Genomic DNA, 23,124 nt, shown 5'->3' with positions numbered 1-23,124 from the left:
GAACACCGGCACCAGTACAGCACCAGGACCAGCACAGGCACAGGCACACGCACACGCAGGTACCAGACCGCCGAGACCGGCCCCGCTACCCCAACCGCTTCCGCACCGGCTCCCCCTCCAGCGGCGGGGCCGTCACGCCGCCGTGGTGCAGGCACTCCGGGCGCTTGCAGTCCGGCGGGGGCCGGCGTACCACCGCCGCCGCGAGAAGCGCCCCCGCCGCCATCGCGCCCGCGCACCAGACCATCGCCTTGTCGAACGCCGTGTCGAAGGCGGCCGGCTCCCGGTACGCCTCCTCCCCCATCCCCACCAGCAGCGGCAGCGCCGCCACCGCCAGCAGGCCCGCCGCCCGGGCCGCCGCGTTGTTGATGCCGCTGGCCAGCCCCGCCCGCACCACGCTCACCGAGCCCAGCACCGTCGACGTCAGCGGCGCCACCAGCGTGACCAGGCCCAGCCCGAGCACCACCAGCGCGGGCAGTACATCCGCGAGGTAGGACGCGCCCGGTCCGACCCGCAGCATCAGCAGCATTCCGGCCGCACACAGCAGCGGCCCCACCGTCAGCGGGATCCGCGGCCCGATCCGGTCGGCCAGCTCCCCCGAGCGCGCCGACAGCAGCAGCATCAGCACGGTCGTCGGCAGCAGTGCCGTACCGGCGGCGAGGGCGGAGTAGCCCACGACCACCTGGAGCTGGAGCGCGGCGAGGAAGAAGAACCCTCCCAGGGCCGCGTACACGCACAGCGTGACGAGGTTGACGGCCGTGAACTGCCGGGACGCGAAGATGTCCAGCGGCATCATCGGATCGGGCCGGCGCCGCTCGACGGCCACGAACGCCACGGCCGCGGCCAGCCCCGCCACCGCCGAGACGGCCACCACCACGCCGCCCTCACCGGCCTCGATCAGCGCGTACGTCACCAGCGCGAGGGCCAGCGCCCCCAGCAGGGCCCCGAGCACGTCGAACCGCCCGTGGGCCGAACCGTCCCCCGACTCTGGTACGTGCCGCAGCGCGACCGGCACGCACACCAGGGCCACCGGCACGTTCAGCAGGAACACCCACCGCCAGCCCGGCCCGTCCACCAGCCAGCCACCGACGAACGGACCGACCGCCGCCCCGATCCCGCCGAACCCGGACCACAGGCCCACGGCCCGCCCCCGGTCGTCAGGGTGGAAGGACGCCTGGATCAGCGCCAGTGACCCGGGGGTCAGGAGCGCGCCGCCGACCCCCTGCAACGCCCGTGCGGCGATCAGCACGCCCGCGTTCGGCGCGATCCCGCACAGCAGCGACGCCGCCGCGAACCACACCACGCCGACGACGAACACCCGGCGCCGCCCGAACCGGTCCCCCAGTGCCCCGCCCAGCAGGATCAGCCCGGCCAGCGTGACCATGTAGGCGTTGACCGTCCACTGCAGGGCGGACAGGCTCGCGTCGAGGTCACGGCCGATGCGCGGCAGGGCGACGTTGACGACGGTCGAGTCCAGCATCGCCATGCTGGAGCCGAGGACGGTGGTGAGCAGGACCCACTTGCCCTGCGGTGAGGCCAACCGGACGTCGGGCATGCAGGGAGCATAGGAGCACACGGAAGAGCCCGGCACCTCAAGGAGCTCAAGGAGCTCAAGGAGGTGCCGGGCTCGACGCGAGTGGAACCGGGACTACTTGATCTTCGTACCGGTCGAGCGCAGGTTGCCGCAGGCCTCGACGACACGCGCGGACATGGAGGCCTCGGCCAGCTTGCCCCAGGTGCGCGGGTCGTAGGTCTTCTTGTTGCCGACCTCGCCGTCGACCTTCAGCACGCCGTCGTAGTTGCGGAACATGTGGTCCGCGACCGGGCGCGTGAACGCGTACTGGGTGTCGGTGTCGATGTTCATCTTCACGACGCCGTTCTCCAGCGCGGTGCGGATCTCCGCCTCCGTGGAGCCGGAGCCGCCGTGGAAGACGAAGTCGAACGGCGAGCCCTTGCCGAACTTGGCGGCGACGCCCTCGTTCAGCTCCTTGAGCAGCTCGGGACGCAGCACGACGTTGCCCGGCTTGTACACGCCGTGCACATTGCCGAACGACGCGGCGAGCAGGTAGCGGCCCTTCTCACCGAGGCCCAGGGCCTCCGCCGTGCGGATGGCGTCGTCGACCGTCGTGTAGAGGGAGTCGTTGATCTCGTGGGTGACGCCGTCCTCCTCGCCACCGGTCGGGGTGATCTCCACCTCAAGGATGATCTTCGCGGCGCGGGCCTGCTCCAGCAGCTCCTGCGCGATGGAGAGGTTGTCGGCGAGGGTCTCGGCGGAGCCGTCCCACATGTGCGACTGGAACAGCGGGTTCAGACCGGCCTCGACGCGCTTCTGGGAGAGCGCGAGCAGCGGACGTACGTACCCGTCGAGCTTGTCCTTGGGGCAGTGGTCGGTGTGCAGCGCGATGTTCACCGGGTACTTCTCGGCGACGATGTGCGCGAACTCGGCCAGGGCGACGGCGCCGGTGACCATGTCCTTGCTGTACTGACCGCCCAGGAACTCGGCGCCACCCGTGGAGATCTGGACGATGCCGTCGCTCTCCGCCTCAGCGAAACCGCGCAGGGCCGCGTGCAGGGTCTGGGTGGAGGTCACGTTGATGGCCGGGTAGGCGAACTTTCCTGCCTTCGCCCGGTCCAGCATCTCGTTGTAGACCTCGGGAGTTGCGATGGGCATGCGTCCGCTCCTTGTATCTGCGGGTTGACGTACTGCTGTGTCTAACGGCCCTGACCTAGACCTTGGGGTGCGACGTCATCGTCGGCCCCATCTTTCCAGACTTGGCCGGAAGGTCCAGGCCACTGTCCACGCCCTGGTCTCTCCCCGGTCAGTCGAGGCCCAGCTCGTCCTTGGAGAACGCGAAGAGATACGGCACTCCGGCGCCCTCCTGGATCTTCTCCGCGGCGCCGGTCGCCCGGTCCACGATGGTCGCGACGGCGACGACCTCGGCCCCGGCCTCACGCACCGCCTCGACGGCGGTGAGCGGGGAGCCGCCGGTGGTGGAGGTGTCCTCGACGACGAGCACGCGCCGCCCCGCGATGTCCGGCCCCTCCACCCGGCGCTGGAGCCCGTGCGCCTTGGCCGCCTTGCGTACGACGAAGGCGTCCAGGCGCTTGCCGCGCGCGGCGGCCGCGTGCAGCATCGCGGCGGCGACCGGGTCGGCGCCCATGGTGAGCCCGCCGACCGCGTCGAACTCCAGGTCAGCGGTCAGGTCGAGCAGCACCTGGCCGACCAGCGGGGCGGCCTCGCCGTCGAGGGTGACGCGCCGGAGGTCGACGTAGTAGTCGGCTTCCAGACCCGACGACAGGGTCACCTTGCCGTGCACCACGGCCTTGTCCTTGATCTGCTGCAGCAGCGCGCCGCGTGTGTCCGTCATGGCGCCCAGCTTAGAGGCGGCGCCAGCTCCAGGTCGTGGTGGCCTCCAGCGGCTCCAGGGGCGTGACCAGGTGCGGCAGGGTGTTGAGCCCGTTGGGCGGGCCGGTCTGCGGTTCCACGCACACGGCCTCCCGCTGCTCGTCGTAGACGACGACCCACTCCTCCCGGCTGGTCACCCTCAGCTCCAGCTGACCGGGCCAGGTCAGGGTGGCCTCGACGCCGCCGGGCATGCCGAAGCAGTCGTCCCAGGGGCCGGGCCTCGGGTCGAGGCGGTTGCCGGTGGGCAGGTGGTCGTCGCCGCGCTCCTCCTGCCAGGCGGGGGCGAAGTCGAGGGTCACGTCCTCGCCGCCGAGGTTCCGGTTGAACCAGGGGTGCCAGCCGATCTGTGCCGGGAAGGACGACTCGTACGTCTCGACGGACATGGTCAGCGTCAGCGCGTCCTCGGTGAGCGCGACGATCTGGGTGACGAGGCCCTTGTGGGGCCAGGGGTCGACGAGCTCGCAGGTGAGGACGGCCTCGTCGGTGCCGGTCCGGGCGGTGCGCCAGACGCTGTCGCGGACGGTACCGTGGATGGCGTGGGGCGGGGCGTTCAGCGGCAGCTGCCGCACTTCGGCGCCGTCCAGGAAGCGGCCGTCCCTGGTCCTGCCGCACCACGGCACCATCGGGAAGCACCCGAACCGCTCACCCTGGCGGAGCAGTTCGACCCCACCGATCCGCAGCCCACCGACCCGTCCGCCGTTCCCCGGCTGCACGGTCACCTCCGCGTCACCCGCGGTCAGCGTGATGTCTTCGTCACTCACGCGTCGACCCTACTGCGGTGATCAAGACCACCTGCCCCGGTTACGGGGTGGTTCGGCCATACCGAACCGACCACGTGGTGCCCCGGCCCGGCCCACGGGCGTCGGCCAGCGCCCGCACTGGCAGACGTCCGGCCGCAGGCCCGTGCCAAAGCGGCGGCGCACCACCGCAGGCGGACAGGCGGGCAGGCGGACAGGCGGGCAGGCGGGGGCCCAACGGGGGCCACAACGGCGGCAGCACGACGCCCGCCCCGCAGAGCCCAGCACCGGCGGCATCGAGCTCACAGAGCGGAGGGCGACTCAGCGACACCGACGCAGGACCGCACGGCCGATGCCCGCGTGGCAGCGGCGCAACACCCGCACGCGAGGCGGCCCCGCGGTGGCGTAGGGCCGCAGGCAGCGGGGGCCACAACGGCGGCAACACGACGCCCGCCCCGCAGAGCCCAGCACCGGCGGTGTCGGGCTCGCGGAGCGGAGGGTGGCTCAGCGGCGGCGGCGTAGGGCCCGGACCGCGACGATGGCCGAGGCCACCGCGAGCGCGGCTGCGGGGGCCGCCCAGCGCAGCGGGGCCGGGGGTGTCACGGTCTGCGGCGCGGGCACGGGGGCGTACCGGCCGCGCGGCGGTGCGTGGTCGACCTCCTCGGCGCTGCGTCCGATCATGGTCCGCCGCGCGTGCGCCGCCTCGGCGATGTCCTCCTCGTCCTCTCCGTCCTCTCCGTCCTCCTCGTCCTTCGGCCCGAGGGAGGACGAGGGGGACGGCGGGACATCGGCCCCGAAGCCGGAGGGCCGCTCGGGGGCGGCGGGGGACGGGGGTTCCTCGGTGAGACCGGGGTCGGCGGGGGCCCTCTCCTCGGCCCCCGCGCCCTCCTCGGCCCCCGCGCCCGGGTCCTGGCCGGAAGGGGCCGGGGGCGGTGGCGCCTCGTCGTCCGCGCCCGTGGCCGCCGCGGCGAGGTGTTCCGCGAAACGGTTCAGCAGGCGGGTGACCGCGCTGTGCACCGCGTCCGGCGGGAGGTCCTTGATCCGGCCGTCCGCGGAGGCCGTACCGCCGTACACGACGGTGCAGCCGTCGTCCGCCGCGCGCAGGTCGATCCGCAGGCCGAGCTTGACCGAGCCGCTGCCGCGTGACTCCTCCGCCTCGCCCTCGACGGCGTACGCCCCGTCGCCCCGCCGGGAGACCCGTACGGCGCCCCGGTAGGTGACGGAGTGGCTGCCGACCCGGATCTTCAGCCGCCCGGCGACCGGTTCGGCGCCGGCGTCCTGCTGGAGCCCGGGGACAGCCCGGGCGACCCGCGCGGGGTCGTCCAGCACCTCCCTGAGCCGCTCGGCCGGAACCGGAACGAACACCTCGTGCTCCATGTCGACGGACTCTACCCAGCACAGACCGAAACGCACCCCCGCCCGGGGGATTCACCCCCGATCCACCCCCACCAGGCGTATCCTCCGGCCCCACTCGACAGCACCCGGCACCTCGGCACCGCGTCAGTACCGCGGATGCACCAGCGTCGACGCCGGCAGCCCCGCGATCCGCGTCCCGCGCACCGCCCGCTCCCCGGCCTCCAGGGACGCCTCCGTCAGGACACGGGGCCGCGGCCCCTCCGGGTCGAGCCGCGGACGCGGTTCCGCGCGGCCGGCCAGCACGAAACCCCAGTCCCGGGGCGCCCGGGCGCGTTCGCCGGGCGTGCGGTCGGACCCGGCAGCGACGCCCCTGCTCCGCACGCCGTACGGGACGGTGCGCAACCCCGCCGCGCGCAGGCTCGCCTCGACCGTCCAGTACGCCCGGGTACCGGTCGCGACCGGCCCGGCGTGCACCACGAGCCGCCCGCCGGGAGCCAGTACGCGCCGCGCGAGGCCGTAGAACTCCTGCGAGTACAGCTTCGTGCTCGCCGTGATCCCCGGGTCCGGAAGATCCGAGACGACCACGTCGTACGCCGCCGGAGGCGCCCCGCGCAGCCAGCCGAAGGCGTCCGCGATCGTGACCCGCACGCGCGGATCGCCGAAGGCGTGTTCATTGAGCGCGGACAGGCCCGGGTCGGTGCGGGCCAGCCGGACCACCTCAGCGTCGAGTTCGACGACGTCGACCCGGTCCACTCCGGAGTGCCGCAGCACCTCGCGGACCGCCAGACCGTCACCGCCGCCGAGGATCAGCACGCGTGCGTGCGGCCCGGGCATGGCCGGGTGGACGAGGGCCTCGTGGAAGCGCGCTTCGTCGCGCCCGCCGACCCGCAGCCGGCCGTCGAAGTAGAGGTCGAGGGGCCGGCCGCCCGTACCGCCGGCGAGGACCACCTCCTTCACACCGGTCTGCACCGCCACGCGGACGTCGTCGCCGTACATCGCCTGCCGTGCGGCCCGTTCGAAGTCGTCGACGAGGACGGTGGCGCAGGCGAGGACGGCGAGAACGAGGCCGTTGCCGATCAGCAGCAGCCAGCGGGCCCGGCGGGTGAGGTCCCGCCGGAACAGGACGAGCACCAGCGCCCCGCCGACGACCGCGTTGACCGCGCCGGTGAGCAGCGTGCCGGTCAACTGGCCCAGGAACGGCAGCAGCAGGAAGGGAAAGGCGAGTCCCCCGACGAGGGCTCCCACGTAGTCGGCGGCGAACAGGTCGGCCACCGCGCCACCCGCGTCCTGGCGGCGGATGCGCTGGATCAGCTCCATCAGCAGCGGCACCTCGGCGCCGATGAGCAGCCCGATGGCCAGGGAGAAGGCGACCAGCAGGCAGCGCGGCCCGTTGGCCCACATCCCGCCCCAGTCGCCCGTCCAGGCGAACACGGCGTACAGGGCCATCGCGCTGCATCCGCCGACGAGCGCGAGGGTGGCCTCGACGGCGCCGAACCCGGCCGCGGCCAGCCGGCGCAACCGCTTCGCGGCGAGCGAGCCGACGCCCATCGCGAAGACCATCACGGACAGCACGACGGACGCCTGTGTGACCGAGTCGCCCATCAAGTACGAGGCGAGCGCGACGAGTTCCAGTTCGTACACGAGTCCGCAGGCCGCGCAGACGAACACCCCGGCGAGGACGAGGAACCGCCCGGTGCCGGGCCGGACGGGCAGTAGGGCCGGGCCGTCGGGGCCGCCCGGGGCGCTCCAGGGCACCGTCGAACGGGGCGGGGCGGGCGCGTGCGGCTCGATCACGCTGCGACGTTACGTCACGTCCCGACCGCGGTCCGTCACCCACACGTGTGGTGCTGGTTTACCGGGGCCGGATGCCGGTACGAGATGCGGTTGGTCAGTTGGCGGCGCAGACGGCCGCCGGTACCCGCACACCCACCTTCGTGCGGGTCGCCACCAACTGCCCGTCCTGCGGGTAGGCGTGCCAGGTCCGCCAGTGCACCTGCCCCTGGTGGTACTGCGCGAGCAGGGCCGTGAAGGCGTACGGGCTGCCGGGGAAGACACCGGCGAGGCCGTGCGGATGGTCGGAGACGAGGGCCAGCAACTCCTGGGCCCGGCCCGCGAAGGAGCCGGGCGAGAGGACCTCGACCCGGGCCGCGAACTCGTACTCCCAGTCGTCCACCCGCTTGGCGACGCCGAGCGGCAGCGGGGTGCTGCTCCCCGCGATGCACGCGACCGTCTCCGAGCAGATGCCCCGCTCCTCCTCCAGCAGGACCTGGTGGGAGGCGCCGAGGAGTCGCAACTGCAGTTTGACGTCCGCCAGTTCGAGGTCGAGTGCGGCCAGTGCGGGAAGCGGCTCGCGTCCCAGGGCCCATGCGAGATCGGCCGCGCGGGTGTCGGTGTAGGAGGTGTTCAGGGTCGTGAGCATGGATCGGCTCCGCAAGCACACAAAAAGGAGAGGGAGATGGGTCCGCTGCACCCCGGTCGCACCGGGGGATGTCGGCCCGGGCAGCCCGGTCGACCGGTTCGAGGAGGGTCCCGCAGGACGTCCGTGGGGCTGCGTCGGTGACTTAGAGGGAATCATGAACAGGGGCGCCGCCACAGCGTTTTTACCCAAGTTCGTAGGGTTTCCATCCCTCAGAGGGCTCCACAGCTCAACTGTTCAACTACGGCGTGCGCCGGTGCCGGGGAGGCGTGCGCCGGTGCGCCGTGGATCGCGACCGGAGCCGGAACGAACGGGAGCGCGCAGTTCCGCCCGGTCCCCGAAGAGACGCTCCCCCGCACGCGGTTGCCACCGCGGCACCGGGCCGGGCGGGGAATTGTCCTACAGGCAGGAAGCGTTGCCGGATTTCCCCCGAAGCCGTCCGACACGCGTTCGCCCGCTGACCCGTCCGGGAAGTCCCGGACACGACAACGCGGGGCCCGCCCCGGATGCGGACCCCGCTTCAGCGGATACGGCTCCCCCGCGGGGAGGTCGGCCGACGTCGGTCACCTCCCCCGCGGGAAGGTCGGCCGACGTCGGTCACCTCCCCCGCGGGAAGGTCGGCCGACGTCGGTCACCTCCCCCGCGGAAAGGTCGGCCGACGTCGGTCAGCTGCCTCCCCCACCGCAGCCACCGCCACCGCCACCGCAGGACGACGACCCGCCCCCGCAGGACGACGACCCGCCCCCGCAGGAGTGCCCCCCGTGGTGTCCGCCGCTGTCGGACGAGCCGGAGTCTCCCCCGCCCGCCCACCAGCTGTTGTGGCTGCTGTCCGAACCGGAGGACGAGGACCCGGACGACGCCCACGCCCCGCGCCGCGCCGTCCGCCGGGAAGGGGACCCGCCCGACCCGACCCTGCGAGCCCTGGAGACCAGCGCCCCGACCAGGACGACTCCGAACACCGCCAGGATGATGCCGACGATCATGGCGTCACCCTCCTTTCGTTTCCCCCGAAGCGGCCCCCCGTGGGCGCCTCGCTCTTGCGTGAGGCGGTGATGCCCGCCCCCGGAACGCCCCAACACAGAGTTGAGGAACTCCAGAGCTTCGGCGCAGGATGACCGACATGACCTCCAGCGCGCGCCCCCTCCTGAACCGCCGGCTCGCCGAGTTCCGGACGACGATCTTCGCCGAGATGTCCGCCCTGGCTCTGAGCACCGGCGCCATCAACCTCGGGCAGGGCTTCCCCGACACCGACGGCCCCGAGGAGATCAGGGAGGCCGCCGTACGGGCCCTGCGGGACGGCCGCGGCAATCAGTACCCACCCGGGCCCGGCGTGCCCGAGCTGCGCACCGCGATCACCGCCCACCAGCAGCGCCACTACGGGCTGTCCTACGACCCCGACGCGGAGGTCCTGGTCACCGCCGGTGCCACGGAGGCCATCGCCGCCGCCCTGCTGGCCCTGGTGGAGCCCGGCGACGAGGTGATCGCCTTCGAGCCGTACTACGACTCCTACGCGGCGTGCATCGCGATGGCCGGCGGGCGCCGGGTGCCGGTCACCCTGCGGGCGCACGAGGACGAGGGCCGTTTCCGTCTCGACCTGGACGAGCTGCGCGACGCCGTCACCGACCGCACCCGGCTGCTGCTGATCAACACCCCGCACAACCCGTCCGGCACGGTCCTCACCCGTGAGGAGCTCGCCGCGATCGCCGAGCTGGCGGTGGAGCGCGACCTGCTGGTGGTGACGGACGAGGTCTACGAGCACCTGGTTTTCGACGACGCCGAGCATGTGCCGCTGGCGTCGTTCCCGGGGATGCGCGAGCGCACGGTCACCATTTCGAGCAGCGGAAAGACGTTTTCGTTCACGGGGTGGAAGGTCGGCTGGGTGACCGGGTCCCCGGAGCTGGTGACGGCGGTGCGCTCAGCGAAGCAGTACCTGACGTACGTGTCGGCGGGCCCGTTCCAGTACGCCGTCGCCGAAGCCCTGTCGCTGCCCGAGTCGTACTTCGCGGACTTCCGCGCCGACATGCTGGCCAAGCGCGACCTGCTGGCGGCGGGCCTCGCGGAAGCGGGCTTCCGGGTCTTCCGCCCCTCGGGCACCTACTTCATCACCACCGACATCCGCCCCCTCGGCGAGACCGACGGCTTCGACTTCTGCCGCGGCCTCCCGGAGCGCGCCGGGGTCGTCGCCATCCCCAACGCGGTCTTCTACGACCACGAAGAGGCCGGGGCACCCTACGTACGGTTCGCGTTCTGCAAACGCACCGAGGTACTGGCGGACGCGGCAGAACGGCTCCGCAAGGCATTCGCGCACTGAACGCCGCTGTACGGGGTCAGTTGTATGGGGTCAGTCGTCCTTGGCGCCGATCCGGCCACCGGACTCGGCCGGGTCGCCCTCCAGCAGCATGGCGAGCATCTCCAGATCGACCGCGAGCGGACGCAGGAGGGGATCGCCGCATCTCCCGTGGCCGCGCGCAACCGGTCCGCCAGCTCACCGTCGCCCCGGAAGCCACGCTTCTGGAGCGCGCCGAGAAACAAGGCCGCCGTCTCCGCGGCCCCCGGCAGGGCCCTGCGCCGCAGCCCCGGCCACACCGTCGCCGGCCAGCTGAAGCACCTCACGCTCGGGTCCACGACGCAACGCCGTTCGCAGCGCCACCCTGTCCTGCGCGTGGAGCGCGCCACGCAGGGCCCGCAGTCCGTCCTCGCCCCATCCCTCAATCACGACCCGACGGTAGCGCCACCAAGGACGCATGACGCCAGGACCATCGGTCTCCCTCCGCCCGGCTCCATGCCGGTACTGGCGCACCCGGCGCCTGGGGGCCAGGCGGTGTTGCCCGGTCAGCGGCGCCGCTTGCGGCCGGTCCTGCCTGAGGAACGCCGGGGTCTTCCGGGCGCGGCCGACGCGGGCACCGTGGGTACCCAGTGCCCGGGCCGCCAGCTGCCTGAGCTCGTCGAGTCCTGCCCGGTCCGGGTGCGCGGAGTCCAGCGCGGCGGCAACCGCGCGCCCGCGCCCGCCAATATACATTGGATCATGTACATTGATACACTGTCTGGTGCATATGGAGGTGGGGCTCATGAGCAGAACCGTCATCGATCTCGACGACGACGCACTGGAGGCAGCGGCGAAGGAGCTGGGCACCTCCACGAAACGGGACACCATCAACACCGCCCTACGGGAGATCGTCGCCCGCAACCGGCGCCTGCGCGCCCTGCACGAGCTGCAGGATCTCGCGGAGGAAGGCGCCCTCGATGTCGAACTCCTTCTGGACAAGCGCAACTATCGGGGCGGTCCCGCCCGGTGAGCGTTGCCGACTACCTCATCGATACGTCGGCCCTGGCTCGCGTTCTGCTGCGTCAGGCAACCGAAGAGTGGGAACAGCGGATGGGCGCCGGGCTGATCGCCTTGTGCGACCTCACTGAACTGGAAATCCTCTACTCCGCACGTTCCGCGAAGGACCGCGAGGCCATCCAGGAACGGCTGAACCAGTTCGCCTGGTGCCCCATGCCCGACGGCATCTACCGGCGAGCCCGCGTCGTCCAGCGCGAGCTCACCACCAAGGGTGAACACCGAAGCGCCGGAGCTGTCGACCTCCTCGTGGCCGCAGCCGCGGAAGAAGCAGGACTCACACTGCTGCACTACGATCTCGACTTCGAGACCATCGCCCGCACCACCGGGCAGCCGGTTCGAACGATCGACCTCAAGTAACCGGTCAGCCCCCCCGAGGTCCACCACCCAAGCCTCCCGACTTGCACCGTCCCGATGGCCGCACCCTCCAGCGCCTCCCACTCGGCGACCGGCCTTGCCTTCCGCACGGGCGGAACGCCGGAGGCTATTCGGTGTCCTCGGCTTGCAGCCCGTCCTCGCCCCATCCCTCAACCACGACCCCGACGGTAGCGCGCCACCGAGGACGTACGACGCCGGGACTCATCGGTTTCCCTCCGCCCGACTCCGTGCCAGTGCCGGCGCCTGGGGGCAGGCGGTGTCGCCCGGTCAGCAGCGCCGCTTGCGGCCGCTCTTGCCTGAGGAGGACCGCCGAGCCTTCCCAGCGCGGCCGACGCGGGCGCCGTGGGTACCCAGTGAGCCAGGAACCCGTCCACTGGAGCGCGCCGGGGTCGTCGCCATCCCCAACGCGGTCTTCTACGACCACCACGAGGAGGGCGCGCCGTTCGTACGGTTCGCGTTCTGCAAGCGGACGGGGGTGCTGGCCGACGCGGCGGAACGGCTCCGCAAGGCGTTCACGCACTGACCGCTGCCCTACAGGTGGCGTACCGGGCCCTCGCGGACAAGGGCCCGGTGAGTCCGAAGGCCGCCTCAGGGGCGGTGGTGCCCGGACTTCAACTCGGCTATGAAGGCCGCCCAGGAGGCGGCTTCGAAGCACAGCGTCGGACCGGCCTGGGCCTTGCTGTCACGGACCGGGACGACGGCCCGGAATCCGTCGGCCACCTCCACGCAGTCGCCCCCCTCCTGATTGCTGTAGCTGCTCTTGCGCCAGGCGACGCCGTTCAGATCGGGACGGGAGTTTCGCTCCACGATGGTTGTCCTCCCTCACGGATCGGATCATGTCCAGGGACATGAGCGGGGGCAGAGCTGCCGCCCGCAGCCGATCGTAAGTGAGCGCGAAACTCCTGACCTCGTCCGGATCCTCGATGAGTTGGCCGTAATGCGCGCCTTCCGTGTACGCGACCTCCGAGCCGTCCGGCATGGTGAGCACAGTGAGCGAACCGCCCATGACCTCGTGCTCGCCCTGGTCGAACGGCAGTACCTGCACGGTGATGTGCGGTTCCGCCCTGGTCATGAGCAGTCGTGCCAACTGCTCGTGCATCACCCCCTGGCCGCCAACGGGACGCCGTAGCACCGCTTCGTCGAGAACGACCCACAGCTCGGGCCGATCGGGCATGCCCAGCCGCTCCTGTCGTCCCAGCCGAAAGGCCACCCGTTCTTCCAACTGCTCTTCGCTGCCGAGCGTCCGACCGACTCTCAACACCGCCCGCGCGTAATCCTCCGTCTGCAACAAACCCGGCACCACATGAGCCGCATACTGCCGGACCGCCACCGCCCGCTCCGCGTACTCCATGTACTTCCGCGACCAGTCCGGGAACGCCTCCCGGTACACGTACGGCCACAGCTCCACCAGCAGATCCTCCGCACCCAGCACCGCGTCCAGCGCCCGCGCCAGTTCCAGCGTCGGTTTCGCTCCGGACGCCCGCTCGATCTGCGTGATCCGCGTGCTCACCACATGCGTCCGGTCGCCCAGCTCGGCCTGGGTCAGCCCCGCCGCCGTCCGGAGCCTGCGCACCCGCGCACCGAACAGCGCGGCCATCGACGCACTGGGGTCAATTCCCTTGGCCAAGGCATCACTTCCGTTTCTTACGGCCCCACAATTAAGGCTGCGCCCCCTGTCGAGCGTAGGGCGATCGGTCGACTCTTGAGCACGGAACGTGATGACTCGTGTGCGTCGTGAAGTGGAACCGAGTCGACGGAGAGAGAGACGAAGAAGACCGTGCTGACAGAAACCGCCATCCAGTCATTCGCCGAGCAGTTCCCCTCCTCCCCGCGAGGTGCCCGGGCCGCCCGGCGTCACGCCGTCCGATGGATGGAGGAGCGGGGCCACCCCCCGGCGTCGGACGTCTCCTGCGCGGTCGCCCTCGTCGTGGGCGAACTCGCGGCGAACGCCGTACAGCACGGTCGGGTTCCCGGCCGGGATTTCGGTCTCAGGCTGCTCCTGGACCGGGCCGCGGGCGTGCTGCGCGTCGAGGTCGCGGACGCCGCCTGTGCGAAGCGGCTGCCCACGGCCGCGCCCTCGTCGTCTCCCGACGGTGAGTCCGGCCGGGGCCTGCTCCTGGTGGACGTGCTGGCCGTGCGCTGGGGGTCGGCGCCCCGCAGCCCGGTGGGCAAGACGGTGTGGGCGGAGCTGACTCTCGAGATCTGACCCGGCGAGGGAGGAGAGGCGGCGCCCGAAAAGGCGTACGGCGCGTACAGCGCGTACCCGTTCGTACACGCCGACGCGCCGTGTGAGGGGCCCGGGTGAGGGGCCTACTCGTCGTCCTCGGGCTTCTCCGCCTCGTTGATCTCCTCTTCGAGACCGAGCTGCTCGATGAGCCACTTGTCGAACTCGATCGCGGCGCGCACCCAGCTGACCGTCGAGGAGACGAAGTGCTCCAGGCTGACGCCCATGCCGATCAGCATCTGGGCCTCGCCGATCAGGCGGACCGTGCCGTCGTCGTGGGTGTGGCTGTAGACCTTGGGCCACAGGGTGCGGCGGTTCCAGTCGTCGATCGACTCCAGGATCTGCGGCTTGGCCTCGATCTGGTGGGGCCGGTCGTAGAACGTCCGCACGGAGAAGACCTGCTGGTCTCCCTCACCTCGGAACATGAAGTAGGTGCGGAACTGCTCCCACGGCGCCGCGAGGTCTCCCTCGTCGTCGACGACGTACTTGAGCTCCATCTGGTCGAGGAGCTGCTTCACGAGGTCCTGATCCGGGACGACGGGGCCGGCCGGGCCGCTGCCGGGCTGCGGCTCGGGCTGGCCCCCGAAGTTCGGAATCGAGGACGGGTCGATGGTCACCGTGAATTTCCCTTCGTACGGATTCCGCCATCCTCCCCCATGCGGGGAGGGGGGTGGCAAGCCCCGACGGACCCTGTCAGCCCTGGGCTGACACGATCCGGTCAACTGCAACCTCCGGGTACCCACAGCCGTCCTCCTGAGCAGCCGGCGGAGGGGGCGATGGGTGATGCGGATGCGCGCGGCGGAGCGGGGCCACACCCGGTGGGGGATCGTCCTGGCGATCCTGGCGCTGCCGGTGGCGGTGCTCGGCGTCCTGATCACCGGCCTGTTCCTGTGGGCCTGGCCGGACGGCGACGAGGCCCGCGGCGACGCCCGCGCGGGCGCACCGGCGACCGTCCCCTGCGCCGAGGCCCTGGCCTTCGGCGCGGCCGAGCGCCCCGCGCACGGCCGCGCCCGGGACTGCACCGTGCAGCGGGGCATCGACACCTCGTACGCGGCGGTGCTGCGGATGCCGCGCGCGGACGTACGCGACTGGCTGCGCGAGACGTACCCGAACGGCCCCGAGCCGCGCACGGGCGGTGGCGCCTGCGGGGCGCTCTGCCTCGACGTGACCCACGAGAACGGCCTGCCCGGCACGGCGGAGGCGCATGTGGTGCAGGTGCGGGTGGAGTACGAGAACGCCGAGACCGCGCTGGTGCGGTTCTCGGCGTTCACGATGTGACCGGGGACGGCCCTACAGCGTCTTGCCCGTCGCCGGGCCGACCAGCAGCCCCTCCTCGAAGCGGTCCACCCGGACCGTGTCGCCGTCCTTGATCTCGCCGGACAGGATCTCCTTGGCGAGCCGGTCGCCGATGGCGGACTGCACGAGGCGGCGCAGCGGCCGGGCGCCGTACGCCGGGTCCATGCCCTCCTCCGCGAGCCAGGCCAGCGCCGCGGGCGTGATGTCCAGGGTGAGTCGCCGCTCGGCGAGCCGCTTGGCCAGGCGGTCCAGCTGGAGCTTCGCGATGCGCTCCAGCTCGGGCCTGGTCAGCGCGGCGAAGACGACCAGGTCGTCCAGGCGGTTGAGGAACTCCGGCTTGAATGAGGTCCGCACCACCTCCAGGACCTGCTCCTTCTTCTCCTGCTCGCTGGTGACCGGGTCGACCAGGTACTGGCTGCCCAGGTTCGACGTCAGCACCAGGATGGTGTTGCGGAAGTCGACCGTGCGGCCCTGCCCGTCGGTGAGCCGCCCGTCGTCCAGCACCTGGAGCAGGATGTCGAAGACCTCGGGGTGGGCCTTCTCCACCTCGTCGAGCAGCACGACGGAGTACGGCCGCCTGCGCACGGCCTCGGTGAGCTGGCCGCCCTCCTCGTAGCCGACGTATCCGGGCGGGGCGCCGACCAGCCGGGCCACGCTGTGCTTCTCGCTGTACTCCGACATGTCGATGCGGACCATCGCCCGCTCGTCGTCGAAGAGGAAGTCGGCGAGGGCCTTGGCCAGCTCGGTCTTGCCGACGCCGGTGGGGCCGAGGAAGAGGAAGGAGCCGGTGGGCCGGTCCGGGTCGGCGATCCCGGCCCGGGAGCGCCGTACGGCGTCGGAGACGGCCCGCACGGCCTCGGTCTGGCCGATGAGCCGCTTGCCCAGCTCGTCCTCCATGCGCAGCAGCTTCTGCGTCTCGCCCTCCATCAGCCGCCCGGCCGGGATGCCGGTCCAGGAGGCGACGACGTCGGCGATGTCGTCGGAGCCGACCTCCTCCTTGACCATGGTGTCCTTCGCGACCTCTTCCTCGGCCTCGGAGGCGGCTTCAAGCTCCTTCTCCAGGGCGGGGATCTCGCCGTAGAGGAGTTTGGAGGCGGTGTCGAAGTCGCCGTCGCGCTGGGCGCGTTCGGCCTGGCCGCGGACCTCGTCGAGGCGTTCCTTCAGCTCACCGACGCGGTTGAGGGACTGCTTCTCCTTCTCCCAGCGGGCGGTGAGGCCGCGCAGCTCCTCCTCCTTGTCGGCGAGGTCACGGCGCAGCTTCTCCAGGCGCTCGCGGGAGGCGGCGTCGGTCTCCTTGCCGATCGCCAGCTCCTCCATCTTGAGCCGGTCGACGACGCGCTGGAGTTCGTCGATCTCGACGGGCGAGGAGTCGATCTCCATGCGCAGCCGGGAGGCCGCCTCGTCGACGAGGTCGATGGCCTTGTCGGGCAGGAAGCGGGAGGTGATGTACCGGTCGGAGAGCGACGCGGCGGCGACGAGCGCGCTGTCGGCGATCTGCACCTTGTGGTGGGCCTCGTAGCGGCCCTTGAGTCCGCGCAGGATCGCGATGGAGTCCTCGACGGTGGGCTCGGCGACCAGCACCTGCTGGAAGCGGCGCTCCAGGGCGGGGTCCTTCTCGATCCGCTCGCGGTACTCGTCGAGGGTGGTGGCGCCGACCATGCGCAGCTCACCGCGGGCGAGCATCGGCTTCAGCATGTTCCCGGCGTCCATGGCGGAGTCGCCGCCCGCGCCGGCCCCGACGACGGTGTGCAGCTCGTCGATGAAGGTGATGACCTGCCCGTCGGAGTCCTTGATCTCGGCCAGGACGGTCTTCAGCCGCTCCTCGAACTCGCCCCGGTACTTGGCGCCCGCGACCATGGCTCCCAGGTCGAGCGCGACGAGCCGCTTGTCCTTCAGCGACTCGGGCACGTCGCCCTTGACGATCCGCTGGGCGAGCCCTTCGACGACGGCGGTCTTGCCGACGCCGGGCTCGCCGATCAGCACGGGGTTGTTCTTGGTCCGCCGGGACAGCACCTGCACGACCCGCCGGATCTCCTGGTCCCGCCCGATGACGGGGTCGAGCCTGCCCTCCCGCGCGGCGGCGGTGAGGTCGGTCCCGAACTTCTCGAGGGCCTTGTACTGCCCCTCGGGGTCGGCGGTGGTCACGCGTCGCTGCCCTCGTGTCCTCTGGAATGCGGCCTGGAGCTTCTTGGCGTCGGCCCCCTGCCGGGACAGCACCTCACCTGCGGCCCCGCCCTTCGCGGCGAGGGCGATGAGGAGGTGCTCGGTGGAGAGGTACTCGTCGCCGAGGTCCTTGGCACGGGCCTGCGCGTCGGCGACGACGGCCAGCATCTCCCGGTTGGGCTGGGGCGGCGCGACAGTCGACCCGGTCACGCTCGGCAGCCCGGCGAGCACGCGCTCGGCCCCGGAGCGTACGGCGGCCTGGTCGGCCTCGACCGCGGCGAGCAGGTCGGTGATGTTCTCGTTGTCCTGTCCCTGGAGCAGCGCGAGCAGCAGATGGGCAGGGGTGAGGTCGGCGTGTCCCTCGGTCACGGCCCGGTTGCTGGCAGCGTTGATCGCGTCCCGGCTCCGGTTGGTCAGCTCGGCGTCCACGTTCGCGTTCTCCTCCTTGCACTGACCCGAACAGCTTGCACAAAGTTGAGTCTAGTGCACTCAAGTACGTTCCGGGAGGCTCAGGGGTCTAAGTTCCGGGCATGGCGACCAAGCACTCCGTGGACCCCGGCGCTCCGGACCCGTCGTATCTCGGCTTCTGGCGGGAGCGGCACCTGTGCACCCTGACGACTCCCCGCCCGGACGGCACTCCGCATCTGGTACCCGTCGGGGTCACATACGATCCCGAGGCCCGGTTGGCTCGGGTGATCACGAACCGGGCAAGCGCGAAGGTCCGCTATGTGCGGGCGGCCGGCGAGGAGGGGGCGGCCGTCGCCGTCTGCCAGCTCCAGGGGCGCCGCTGGGCGACGCTGGAGGGCCGGGCCTTCGTCCACGAGGAGCGGGAGCGGGTCGCGGAGGCGGAGCGGCGTTACGCGGAGCGCTACGGCAGGACTCCGTCCCCGAATCCGGCGCGCGTGGTGATCGAGATCCAGCTGACGCGAGCGATGGGCCGAGGTTGAGTGAAGTGAACATCCACACCGGTGATCGACTGGATCCGGCCACCGCCACAGAGGGCCGATACCCGGAAATGTCCCCCAAAACTGCAGCGGCGTCACCGTGTTCAGGTCACGGTGACGCCGCTGCGGGGGGAAGCACCTGAGCGATCTGTTACGACGGGGGAATCGCGTCAGGCACTGCGGGGGGTGGCAGAGATGGTCCTCGGGGCAGGGGAGTCGACCTCCACCTGCTGGTGGTCCCTTTGGTCCAGGTTCACAAAGATCATTCCGTACCGTACGGCACATCGCACAGGCTGCGGCGCCCCCCGAGGCCGCCGCAGACACCGGTACGCCCGTACGTCCTCGTCGTCGTCCCGCGTGACGACCACCGGCTCGCCGAAAACAGTCACCATCAACGAGTCACCACTGTGGGGGATGGCGGTGACCAGGTCGATGAAGTGCCAGCCGGAGCGGTAGGCGGTGGCCATTTCACGACGGAAGGAGCGGTCGTCGGGTGGAGTGGTCACGTCAGCTCCCGGCTCCGTCTGCCCCAGGGCTCGGCCAACTGCTGTTGTCCTCGCCGCCGGCACTGCTCACGGCAACGGACGGCCAGCTGCTGTTCGCCCGAACATCGTCCTTCACATCGGAGAAGCCGCTCAGTGCACCGAGGGCTACAACGGCGGAGAAGGCGGCGACAAGCACCGAGCGAAGCATTCTGTTACGCATAGTCGGCTTCGTCCTCACTTGAAGGTCCCCTTTTCCCCCGTCAGGTACGACGATGGCTCATTCGGGCACGTCATGGCCACACAATCGATGCATCATGTTCCTGCATGTTCAGGACCCTGGGGGGTGGAAATTTGGCATCGAATCGGACTAAGGCGGCACATCCCCACGCGATGACCGAGTGGTGCGATGAGGGTAGCCGTCTTTATGCCACCGCTCTGCGGGCCGGACGGATCGCCCGCGTGGACGCGGAACCCGCCCCGTGCCTGATGGAGTTCGCCCTGCTCCACCCCGATCCGGACGACCCCACCTGGCTCCGCCCGGTGCCCCCGGCCGTCGCCCTGTCCCGGCAGCTCAACCCGCTGGAGCAGGAGATAGCCGACCGCCGGCGCCAGGCGACGGGACTCGCGGAGACCTTTCAGCCGTTCCTCGCACTGGGTACCCAGCTGGCGGCGACCAGTGACGCCATCACTGTGCTGGAAGGCGGCGAACGAATCAACGCCGCGCTCAACATGGCCACCGTCCAGTGTCAGACGGAGATGCTCACCGTCCAGCCGAGCGACCGGATGTCCGAGCGCAGCCTGCTGCGCGGGCTGGAGCGCGACCGGCCCCTGATCGAACGCGGCGTGCGGATCCGCACCCTGTACCAGCACACCGCCCACTACAACCCCGAGCAGCTGGCGTACGCCGCCCAGCTCTCCGACGGCAAGGCGGAGTACCGCACGATCGACGAGCTGGTCGAGCGCCTGATCATCTGTGACGAGTCCGTCGCCTTCATCCCCGCCCGGGACGACCAGCAGGTCGCCCTGGAGCTGCGTCACCCCGGCCTGGTCCGCTACCTCATCAAACTGTTCGAGTACTTGTGGGACCGGTCCGTCCCGCTCAGCACCGGTACACCGTACGGGACCGCCCGCGACGGCATCACGGAGATCCAGCACTCCATCGCCAAGCTCCTGATCGAGGGCCACGTCGACGAGGCCATCGCCCGCCGCCTCGGCATGAACGTGCGCACCTGCCGCGCCCACATCGCCAAGCTGGCGTCGGCTCTGGGCAGCGGGAGCCGTGCCCAACTGGGCTATCTCATCGCGCAGTCCGGGATTCTCGACCAGGAACGGTGAGGGGTGTCGTGGCCTGGTGAGGGCCGTCCAGGCCGGCCTGGGCGATGCGTACGCCCAGTTGTGTGCGGCTCGCCGCGCCCAGGGTTTCCGACAGGCGCGCGATGTGCGCCCGGCAGGTGCGGACGCTTATGCCCAGCCGCTCCGCGATCACCGCGTCCTGATGTCCCTCCGCCAGCAGCGCGGCGATCGACTGCTCCCGGTGGGAGATGCCCTCGATACCCGTGTCGGGGAGCGAGGCCGTGAGAGGGATGGCGAGACGCCACAGGCGTTCGAAGACCGTGACGAGGTACTCGACGATCGCGGGATGCCGTAGCTCAAGGGCCATCGTGCGGTCGGAGTTGGCGGGGATGAAGGCGACCGTGCGGTCGAAGAGGATCAGCCGGTCGATCACCTCGTCCAGCGTGCGCGCCTCCACCGCGTCGCCCATCAGCTCCAGATACGTCAGCAACCCCTGCCCGTGCCGGGCGACATGGGTGTACAGGTCCCGCATCCGCACCCCGCGCCCCCGCAGCGCCAGCGCCCGGTGCAGGCCCTCGGAGAGCTCCGCCTCGCGGCGGATGCCGCCGGGCTGGACCGTGAGCACCTCGGCCGTGCACGCCTGGGTCGCCTCGTCCATCGCGGCCTGGATCCGGGCGAGTCCGTCCAGGACCCGGATCGCCGGGCCCTCGGCCGCAGACGCGGCCGGCCGCACCTGGCGGCCCAGCCCGGCGTACCACTCGACGGCCGCGACGGCCGACCCCACCCGCCGCTGGCTCGCACTGACCTCGTCGTGCATCCCGCGCAGCAGCCGGGTCATGACCTCCTGCGGGGAGGTCGGCACCAGCCAGTCCATGTCGTCGGGGTCCGGGTGCAGCAGGGCGAGTTCCAGCAGGCAGGGCACCGGATCGGCGTCCCGGCGCGGCACCCGGCCGCGCCGTACGGCCCGGGAGTACACGCGATCCCCGGCCTCGCACAGTCGGTCGGCACCGTGTGGATGCTGCTCCGCCCCGTGCCCGGCCATCGCCCATCCCACCCCCGGTTCCGCCGTCCTGCCGCAGCGCAACTATGCGCGGACGGGCCGTGCTCCGCAACACGGCTCCCCACGCGACGAGCACCGGAAACCACCGTTACGCGCCGGTGTCCGCGGGCCTCGGCCCGTCGTCGCGGCGCGACAGCCTGCCGGGGAATGGGTGAACCCGGCCCGGGATGCGCCGGGGCCCGGCTACTTCAGACCCGCGCTCTGGCACGCCGCCTTGTACTCGGTCGTGCAGATGTCCGACACCTTGTAGATGTCGTCCGCGACCACCGTGTCCTTGATGTTCTCCTTGGTGAGCGCGACCACGGGCACGAGCTGGGCCGGGATGGCCTTGTGGGTGGGGCTGTCGACCTTGTCGCGGGTGAGCGCGGCGAACTGGATGTCGCGGCCCTGGACCTTGGCGACGGCCATCTCCGCGGCGTTCTCCGCCTCCTGCGGGTAGGACTTGTACACGCTCATGTACTGGTCGCCGCTGAGGATCCGCTGCACGGCGGGCAGTTCCGCGTCCTGCCCGGTGATCGGGGGCAAGTCGGTCACGCCCACGGCCTGAAGCGCCTTGACGATGCCGCCGGCCATGCCGTCGTTGGCGGAGTACACCGCCGCGATGTTGTCCTTGCCGATCTTCCGGATCGCGTCGGCCATGTTGGCCTCGGCGTTCTCCGGCTTCCAGTCCTTGGTGTCGAAGGACTCGGCGATCGTCACCTTGCCGTTCAGCTCGGACATCGCGCCGGCCTTGAACTGCTTGGCGTTCGGGTCCGTCGACGAGCCGTTCATCATGACGATCTTGTCGGAGAGGCTCGCCTTCTCGCCGATGGCCTCCAGCAGCGTGCGGCCCTGCACCTCGCCGACCAGCTCGTTGTCGAAGGAGATGTACGCGTCGATCGGGCCCTCGGCCAGCCGGTCGTAGGCGATGACCGGGATACCGGCCGCCTTGGCCTTCTTCACGCCGCTCGCGATGGCCTTCGCGTCGACGGCGTCCAGCAGGATCACGTCGACCCGGTCGTCGATCATCCGCTGGAGCTGGCTCGCCTGCTTGTCCGCGCTCGCCTCGGCGTTGGCGTACTCGACGCGGCCCTTGTCGTTGGTGAGCGACTCGACCTTCCGCTTGATGATCGGGTAGTCGAAGTTCTCGTACCGCGTGTTCGCCTTCTCCGGCAGCAGCAGGCCCACGGTGATGTCGTTGCCCTTGGCCGGGCTCGCCTCGTCACTGCTCTCCGTCGCGTTGAGCATGCCGCAGCCGGCGAGCGTGACGGACATCGTGGCGGCTGCCACGGATATGGAGAGGCGACGACGCATGCGGGGGCTCACTTCACGTGTGATTCGGACGTGGGTACAGCTTTTGGGACCCATGTGACTGAAAAGCCAACGCGGATGCGCCCCCAGCGTCAAGCGGAACCACTTAACGAGATGACAACACCACGCTCCGCAGCAGTTGTGAAGACTCTGCGGAATCACCTTCAAGTGACGGACACCACCCAGCCATTCACGGGAGGCCCAGAGAAACCGGGGCAAGGCGCCCCAAACAGACGAAAGGGACCGGGAGTCGAACTCCCGGTCCCCTCGCGTGCGCGTGCGCGTCAGTCGGACTGCTGCTGCCGCTTCGGCCGCCACACCACCAGCGCGCTGGTCTGCTGCACCTCCTGGTACGGCACCAGGTCGCGGCGGTACGACGCGTGCACCGCGGCCTCGCGCTGGCGCATCGCCGCCGCCGCTCCGTCGAGCGCGTCCTGCATCTCCGCCACCCGGGCCTGGAGCGCGGCGACCTGGTTCTCCAGTTCGATGATGCGCTTGATACCGGCCAGGTTGATGCCCTCGTCCTGCGACAGCTGCTGGACGGTGCGCAGCAGTTCGATGTCGCGGGCCGAGTAGCGCCGGCCCCGGCCCGCGGTGCGGTCCGGGGAGACCAGGCCCAGCCGGTCGTACTGGCGCAGGGTCTGGGGGTGCAGGCCGGACAGCTGGGCCGCCACCGAGATGACGTAGACCGGGGTCTCCTCGGTCAGTTCATACGGATTGCGCCGACGACCGTCCATCT

The 23,124-nt window shown here is 71.0% G+C and carries 22 protein-coding genes and 1 pseudogene; 8 read left to right on the top strand and 15 right to left on the bottom strand.

Annotation, left to right across the window (positions count from 1 at the left end):
* Positions 1–85: 85 nt before the first annotated feature.
* The 7 genes from ACFZDE_RS20075 to ACFZDE_RS20045 form a co-directional block, all read right to left on the bottom strand.
* Complete coding sequence (locus ACFZDE_RS20075) at positions 86–1,552, bottom strand: DHA2 family efflux MFS transporter permease subunit (protein ID WP_391201162.1); 1,467 nt, start codon at positions 1,550–1,552, stop codon at positions 86–88.
* Positions 1,553–1,645: 93 nt separating this feature from the next.
* Positions 1,646–2,668 (bottom strand): class II fructose-bisphosphate aldolase, encoded by a 1,023-nt coding sequence (gene fbaA / locus ACFZDE_RS20070; RefSeq protein WP_097218402.1) that lies wholly within the window; start codon positions 2,666–2,668, stop codon positions 1,646–1,648.
* A gap of 148 nt (positions 2,669–2,816) precedes the next feature.
* Positions 2,817–3,365, bottom strand: a complete 549-nt coding sequence (pyrE, locus tag ACFZDE_RS20065; RefSeq protein WP_104783174.1) for an orotate phosphoribosyltransferase — start codon at positions 3,363–3,365, stop codon at positions 2,817–2,819.
* A 10-nt stretch (positions 3,366–3,375) separates the two neighbouring features.
* Positions 3,376–4,164, bottom strand: coding sequence for an aldose 1-epimerase (locus ACFZDE_RS20060; RefSeq protein WP_391201160.1), 789 nt, complete (start codon positions 4,162–4,164; stop codon positions 3,376–3,378).
* A 480-nt stretch (positions 4,165–4,644) separates the two neighbouring features.
* Positions 4,645–5,517 carry an SRPBCC domain-containing protein gene (locus ACFZDE_RS20055; protein WP_391201158.1) on the bottom strand — a complete coding sequence of 291 codons (873 nt, stop codon included), beginning with the start codon at positions 5,515–5,517 and terminating at the stop codon, positions 4,645–4,647.
* Positions 5,518–5,640: 123 nt separating this feature from the next.
* The gene (locus tag ACFZDE_RS20050; protein WP_391201156.1) at positions 5,641–7,290 is read right to left on the bottom strand and encodes a polyamine aminopropyltransferase; all 1,650 of its coding nucleotides are present in this window, start codon (positions 7,288–7,290) and stop codon (positions 5,641–5,643) included.
* A 94-nt stretch (positions 7,291–7,384) separates the two neighbouring features.
* A complete protein-coding gene (locus ACFZDE_RS20045; RefSeq protein WP_391003451.1) occupies positions 7,385–7,915 on the bottom strand; it encodes a DUF2617 family protein in 531 nt (176 codons plus the stop codon).
* A 1,108-nt stretch (positions 7,916–9,023) separates the two neighbouring features.
* On the opposite strand from ACFZDE_RS20045, the gene ACFZDE_RS20040 reads away from it, so the two are divergent.
* The 4 genes and pseudogenes from ACFZDE_RS20040 to ACFZDE_RS20025 all read left to right on the top strand — a co-directional run.
* Positions 9,024–10,223: a pyridoxal phosphate-dependent aminotransferase gene (locus ACFZDE_RS20040; protein WP_391201154.1), complete on the top strand. Its 1,200-nt coding sequence runs from the start codon at positions 9,024–9,026 to the stop codon at positions 10,221–10,223.
* 757 nt (positions 10,224–10,980) lie between these two features.
* A complete protein-coding gene (locus ACFZDE_RS20035) occupies positions 10,981–11,208 on the top strand; it encodes a type II toxin-antitoxin system VapB family antitoxin (RefSeq protein WP_298572630.1) in 228 nt (75 codons plus the stop codon).
* The gene (locus ACFZDE_RS20030; RefSeq protein WP_391201153.1) at positions 11,205–11,612 is read left to right on the top strand and encodes a PIN domain-containing protein; all 408 of its coding nucleotides are present in this window, start codon (positions 11,205–11,207) and stop codon (positions 11,610–11,612) included. Before ACFZDE_RS20035 ends, ACFZDE_RS20030 begins: the two co-directional genes overlap by 4 nt.
* A gap of 394 nt (positions 11,613–12,006) precedes the next feature.
* Positions 12,007–12,153: pseudogene (locus ACFZDE_RS20025) on the top strand (aminotransferase); the annotation flags it as partial.
* A 65-nt stretch (positions 12,154–12,218) separates the two neighbouring features.
* Here the strand turns inward: ACFZDE_RS20025 and ACFZDE_RS20020 are convergent.
* Positions 12,219–12,350, bottom strand: a complete 132-nt coding sequence (locus ACFZDE_RS20020) for a DUF397 domain-containing protein (RefSeq protein WP_391201404.1) — start codon at positions 12,348–12,350, stop codon at positions 12,219–12,221.
* Complete coding sequence (locus ACFZDE_RS20015; RefSeq protein WP_391201151.1) at positions 12,313–13,227, bottom strand: Scr1 family TA system antitoxin-like transcriptional regulator; 915 nt, start codon at positions 13,225–13,227, stop codon at positions 12,313–12,315. Before ACFZDE_RS20015 ends, ACFZDE_RS20020 begins: the two co-directional genes overlap by 38 nt.
* Before the next feature lie 180 nt (positions 13,228–13,407).
* Between ACFZDE_RS20015 and ACFZDE_RS20010 the strand changes: the two genes are divergently transcribed.
* A complete protein-coding gene (locus ACFZDE_RS20010; RefSeq protein ID WP_391201149.1) occupies positions 13,408–13,836 on the top strand; it encodes an ATP-binding protein in 429 nt (142 codons plus the stop codon).
* Between the two features lie 104 nt (positions 13,837–13,940).
* Here ACFZDE_RS20010 and ACFZDE_RS20005 read toward each other — a convergent pair whose 3' ends face one another.
* Positions 13,941–14,471: a YbjN domain-containing protein gene (locus ACFZDE_RS20005; protein WP_391003427.1), complete on the bottom strand. Its 531-nt coding sequence runs from the start codon at positions 14,469–14,471 to the stop codon at positions 13,941–13,943.
* A gap of 166 nt (positions 14,472–14,637) precedes the next feature.
* Here ACFZDE_RS20005 and ACFZDE_RS20000 point away from each other — a divergent pair, with 166 nt between their 5' ends.
* Positions 14,638–15,132: a hypothetical protein gene (locus ACFZDE_RS20000; protein ID WP_391201401.1), complete on the top strand. Its 495-nt coding sequence runs from the start codon at positions 14,638–14,640 to the stop codon at positions 15,130–15,132.
* A gap of 12 nt (positions 15,133–15,144) precedes the next feature.
* On the opposite strand, the gene clpB is transcribed toward ACFZDE_RS20000, so the two are convergent.
* Positions 15,145–17,742: an ATP-dependent chaperone ClpB gene (gene clpB, locus ACFZDE_RS19995; protein ID WP_391201147.1), complete on the bottom strand. Its 2,598-nt coding sequence runs from the start codon at positions 17,740–17,742 to the stop codon at positions 15,145–15,147.
* 101 nt (positions 17,743–17,843) lie between these two features.
* Between clpB and ACFZDE_RS19990 the strand changes: the two genes are divergently transcribed.
* Entirely contained in the window at positions 17,844–18,260 is a 417-nt protein-coding gene (locus ACFZDE_RS19990; protein WP_391201145.1) for a TIGR03618 family F420-dependent PPOX class oxidoreductase, read from the top strand.
* A gap of 167 nt (positions 18,261–18,427) precedes the next feature.
* On the opposite strand, the gene ACFZDE_RS19985 is transcribed toward ACFZDE_RS19990, so the two are convergent.
* Complete coding sequence (locus tag ACFZDE_RS19985) at positions 18,428–18,763, bottom strand: hypothetical protein (protein ID WP_391003418.1); 336 nt, start codon at positions 18,761–18,763, stop codon at positions 18,428–18,430.
* Positions 18,764–19,066: 303 nt separating this feature from the next.
* Here ACFZDE_RS19985 and ACFZDE_RS19980 point away from each other — a divergent pair, with 303 nt between their 5' ends.
* Positions 19,067–20,077: a helix-turn-helix transcriptional regulator gene (locus tag ACFZDE_RS19980; protein ID WP_391201144.1), complete on the top strand. Its 1,011-nt coding sequence runs from the start codon at positions 19,067–19,069 to the stop codon at positions 20,075–20,077.
* On the opposite strand, the gene ACFZDE_RS19975 is transcribed toward ACFZDE_RS19980, so the two are convergent.
* The 3 genes from ACFZDE_RS19975 to ACFZDE_RS19965 form a co-directional block, all read right to left on the bottom strand.
* A complete protein-coding gene (locus ACFZDE_RS19975; protein ID WP_391003412.1) occupies positions 20,040–21,077 on the bottom strand; it encodes a LuxR C-terminal-related transcriptional regulator in 1,038 nt (345 codons plus the stop codon). The genes ACFZDE_RS19980 and ACFZDE_RS19975 overlap by 38 nt on opposite strands.
* Positions 21,078–21,278: 201 nt before the next feature.
* On the bottom strand, positions 21,279–22,388 hold the full coding sequence (locus ACFZDE_RS19970; RefSeq protein ID WP_391201142.1) for a substrate-binding domain-containing protein: 1,110 nt from the start codon (positions 22,386–22,388) through the stop codon (positions 21,279–21,281).
* A gap of 281 nt (positions 22,389–22,669) precedes the next feature.
* Entirely contained in the window at positions 22,670–23,122 is a 453-nt protein-coding gene (locus tag ACFZDE_RS19965) for a heat shock protein transcriptional repressor HspR (RefSeq protein WP_033310108.1), read from the bottom strand.
* Between the last annotated feature and the right edge of the window lie 2 nt (positions 23,123–23,124).

The organism is Streptomyces sp. NPDC007929, from assembly GCF_042959065.1.
Classification (GTDB): domain Bacteria; phylum Actinomycetota; class Actinomycetes; order Streptomycetales; family Streptomycetaceae; genus Streptomyces.
This window is presented reverse-complemented; position numbering and strand designations above follow the sequence as displayed.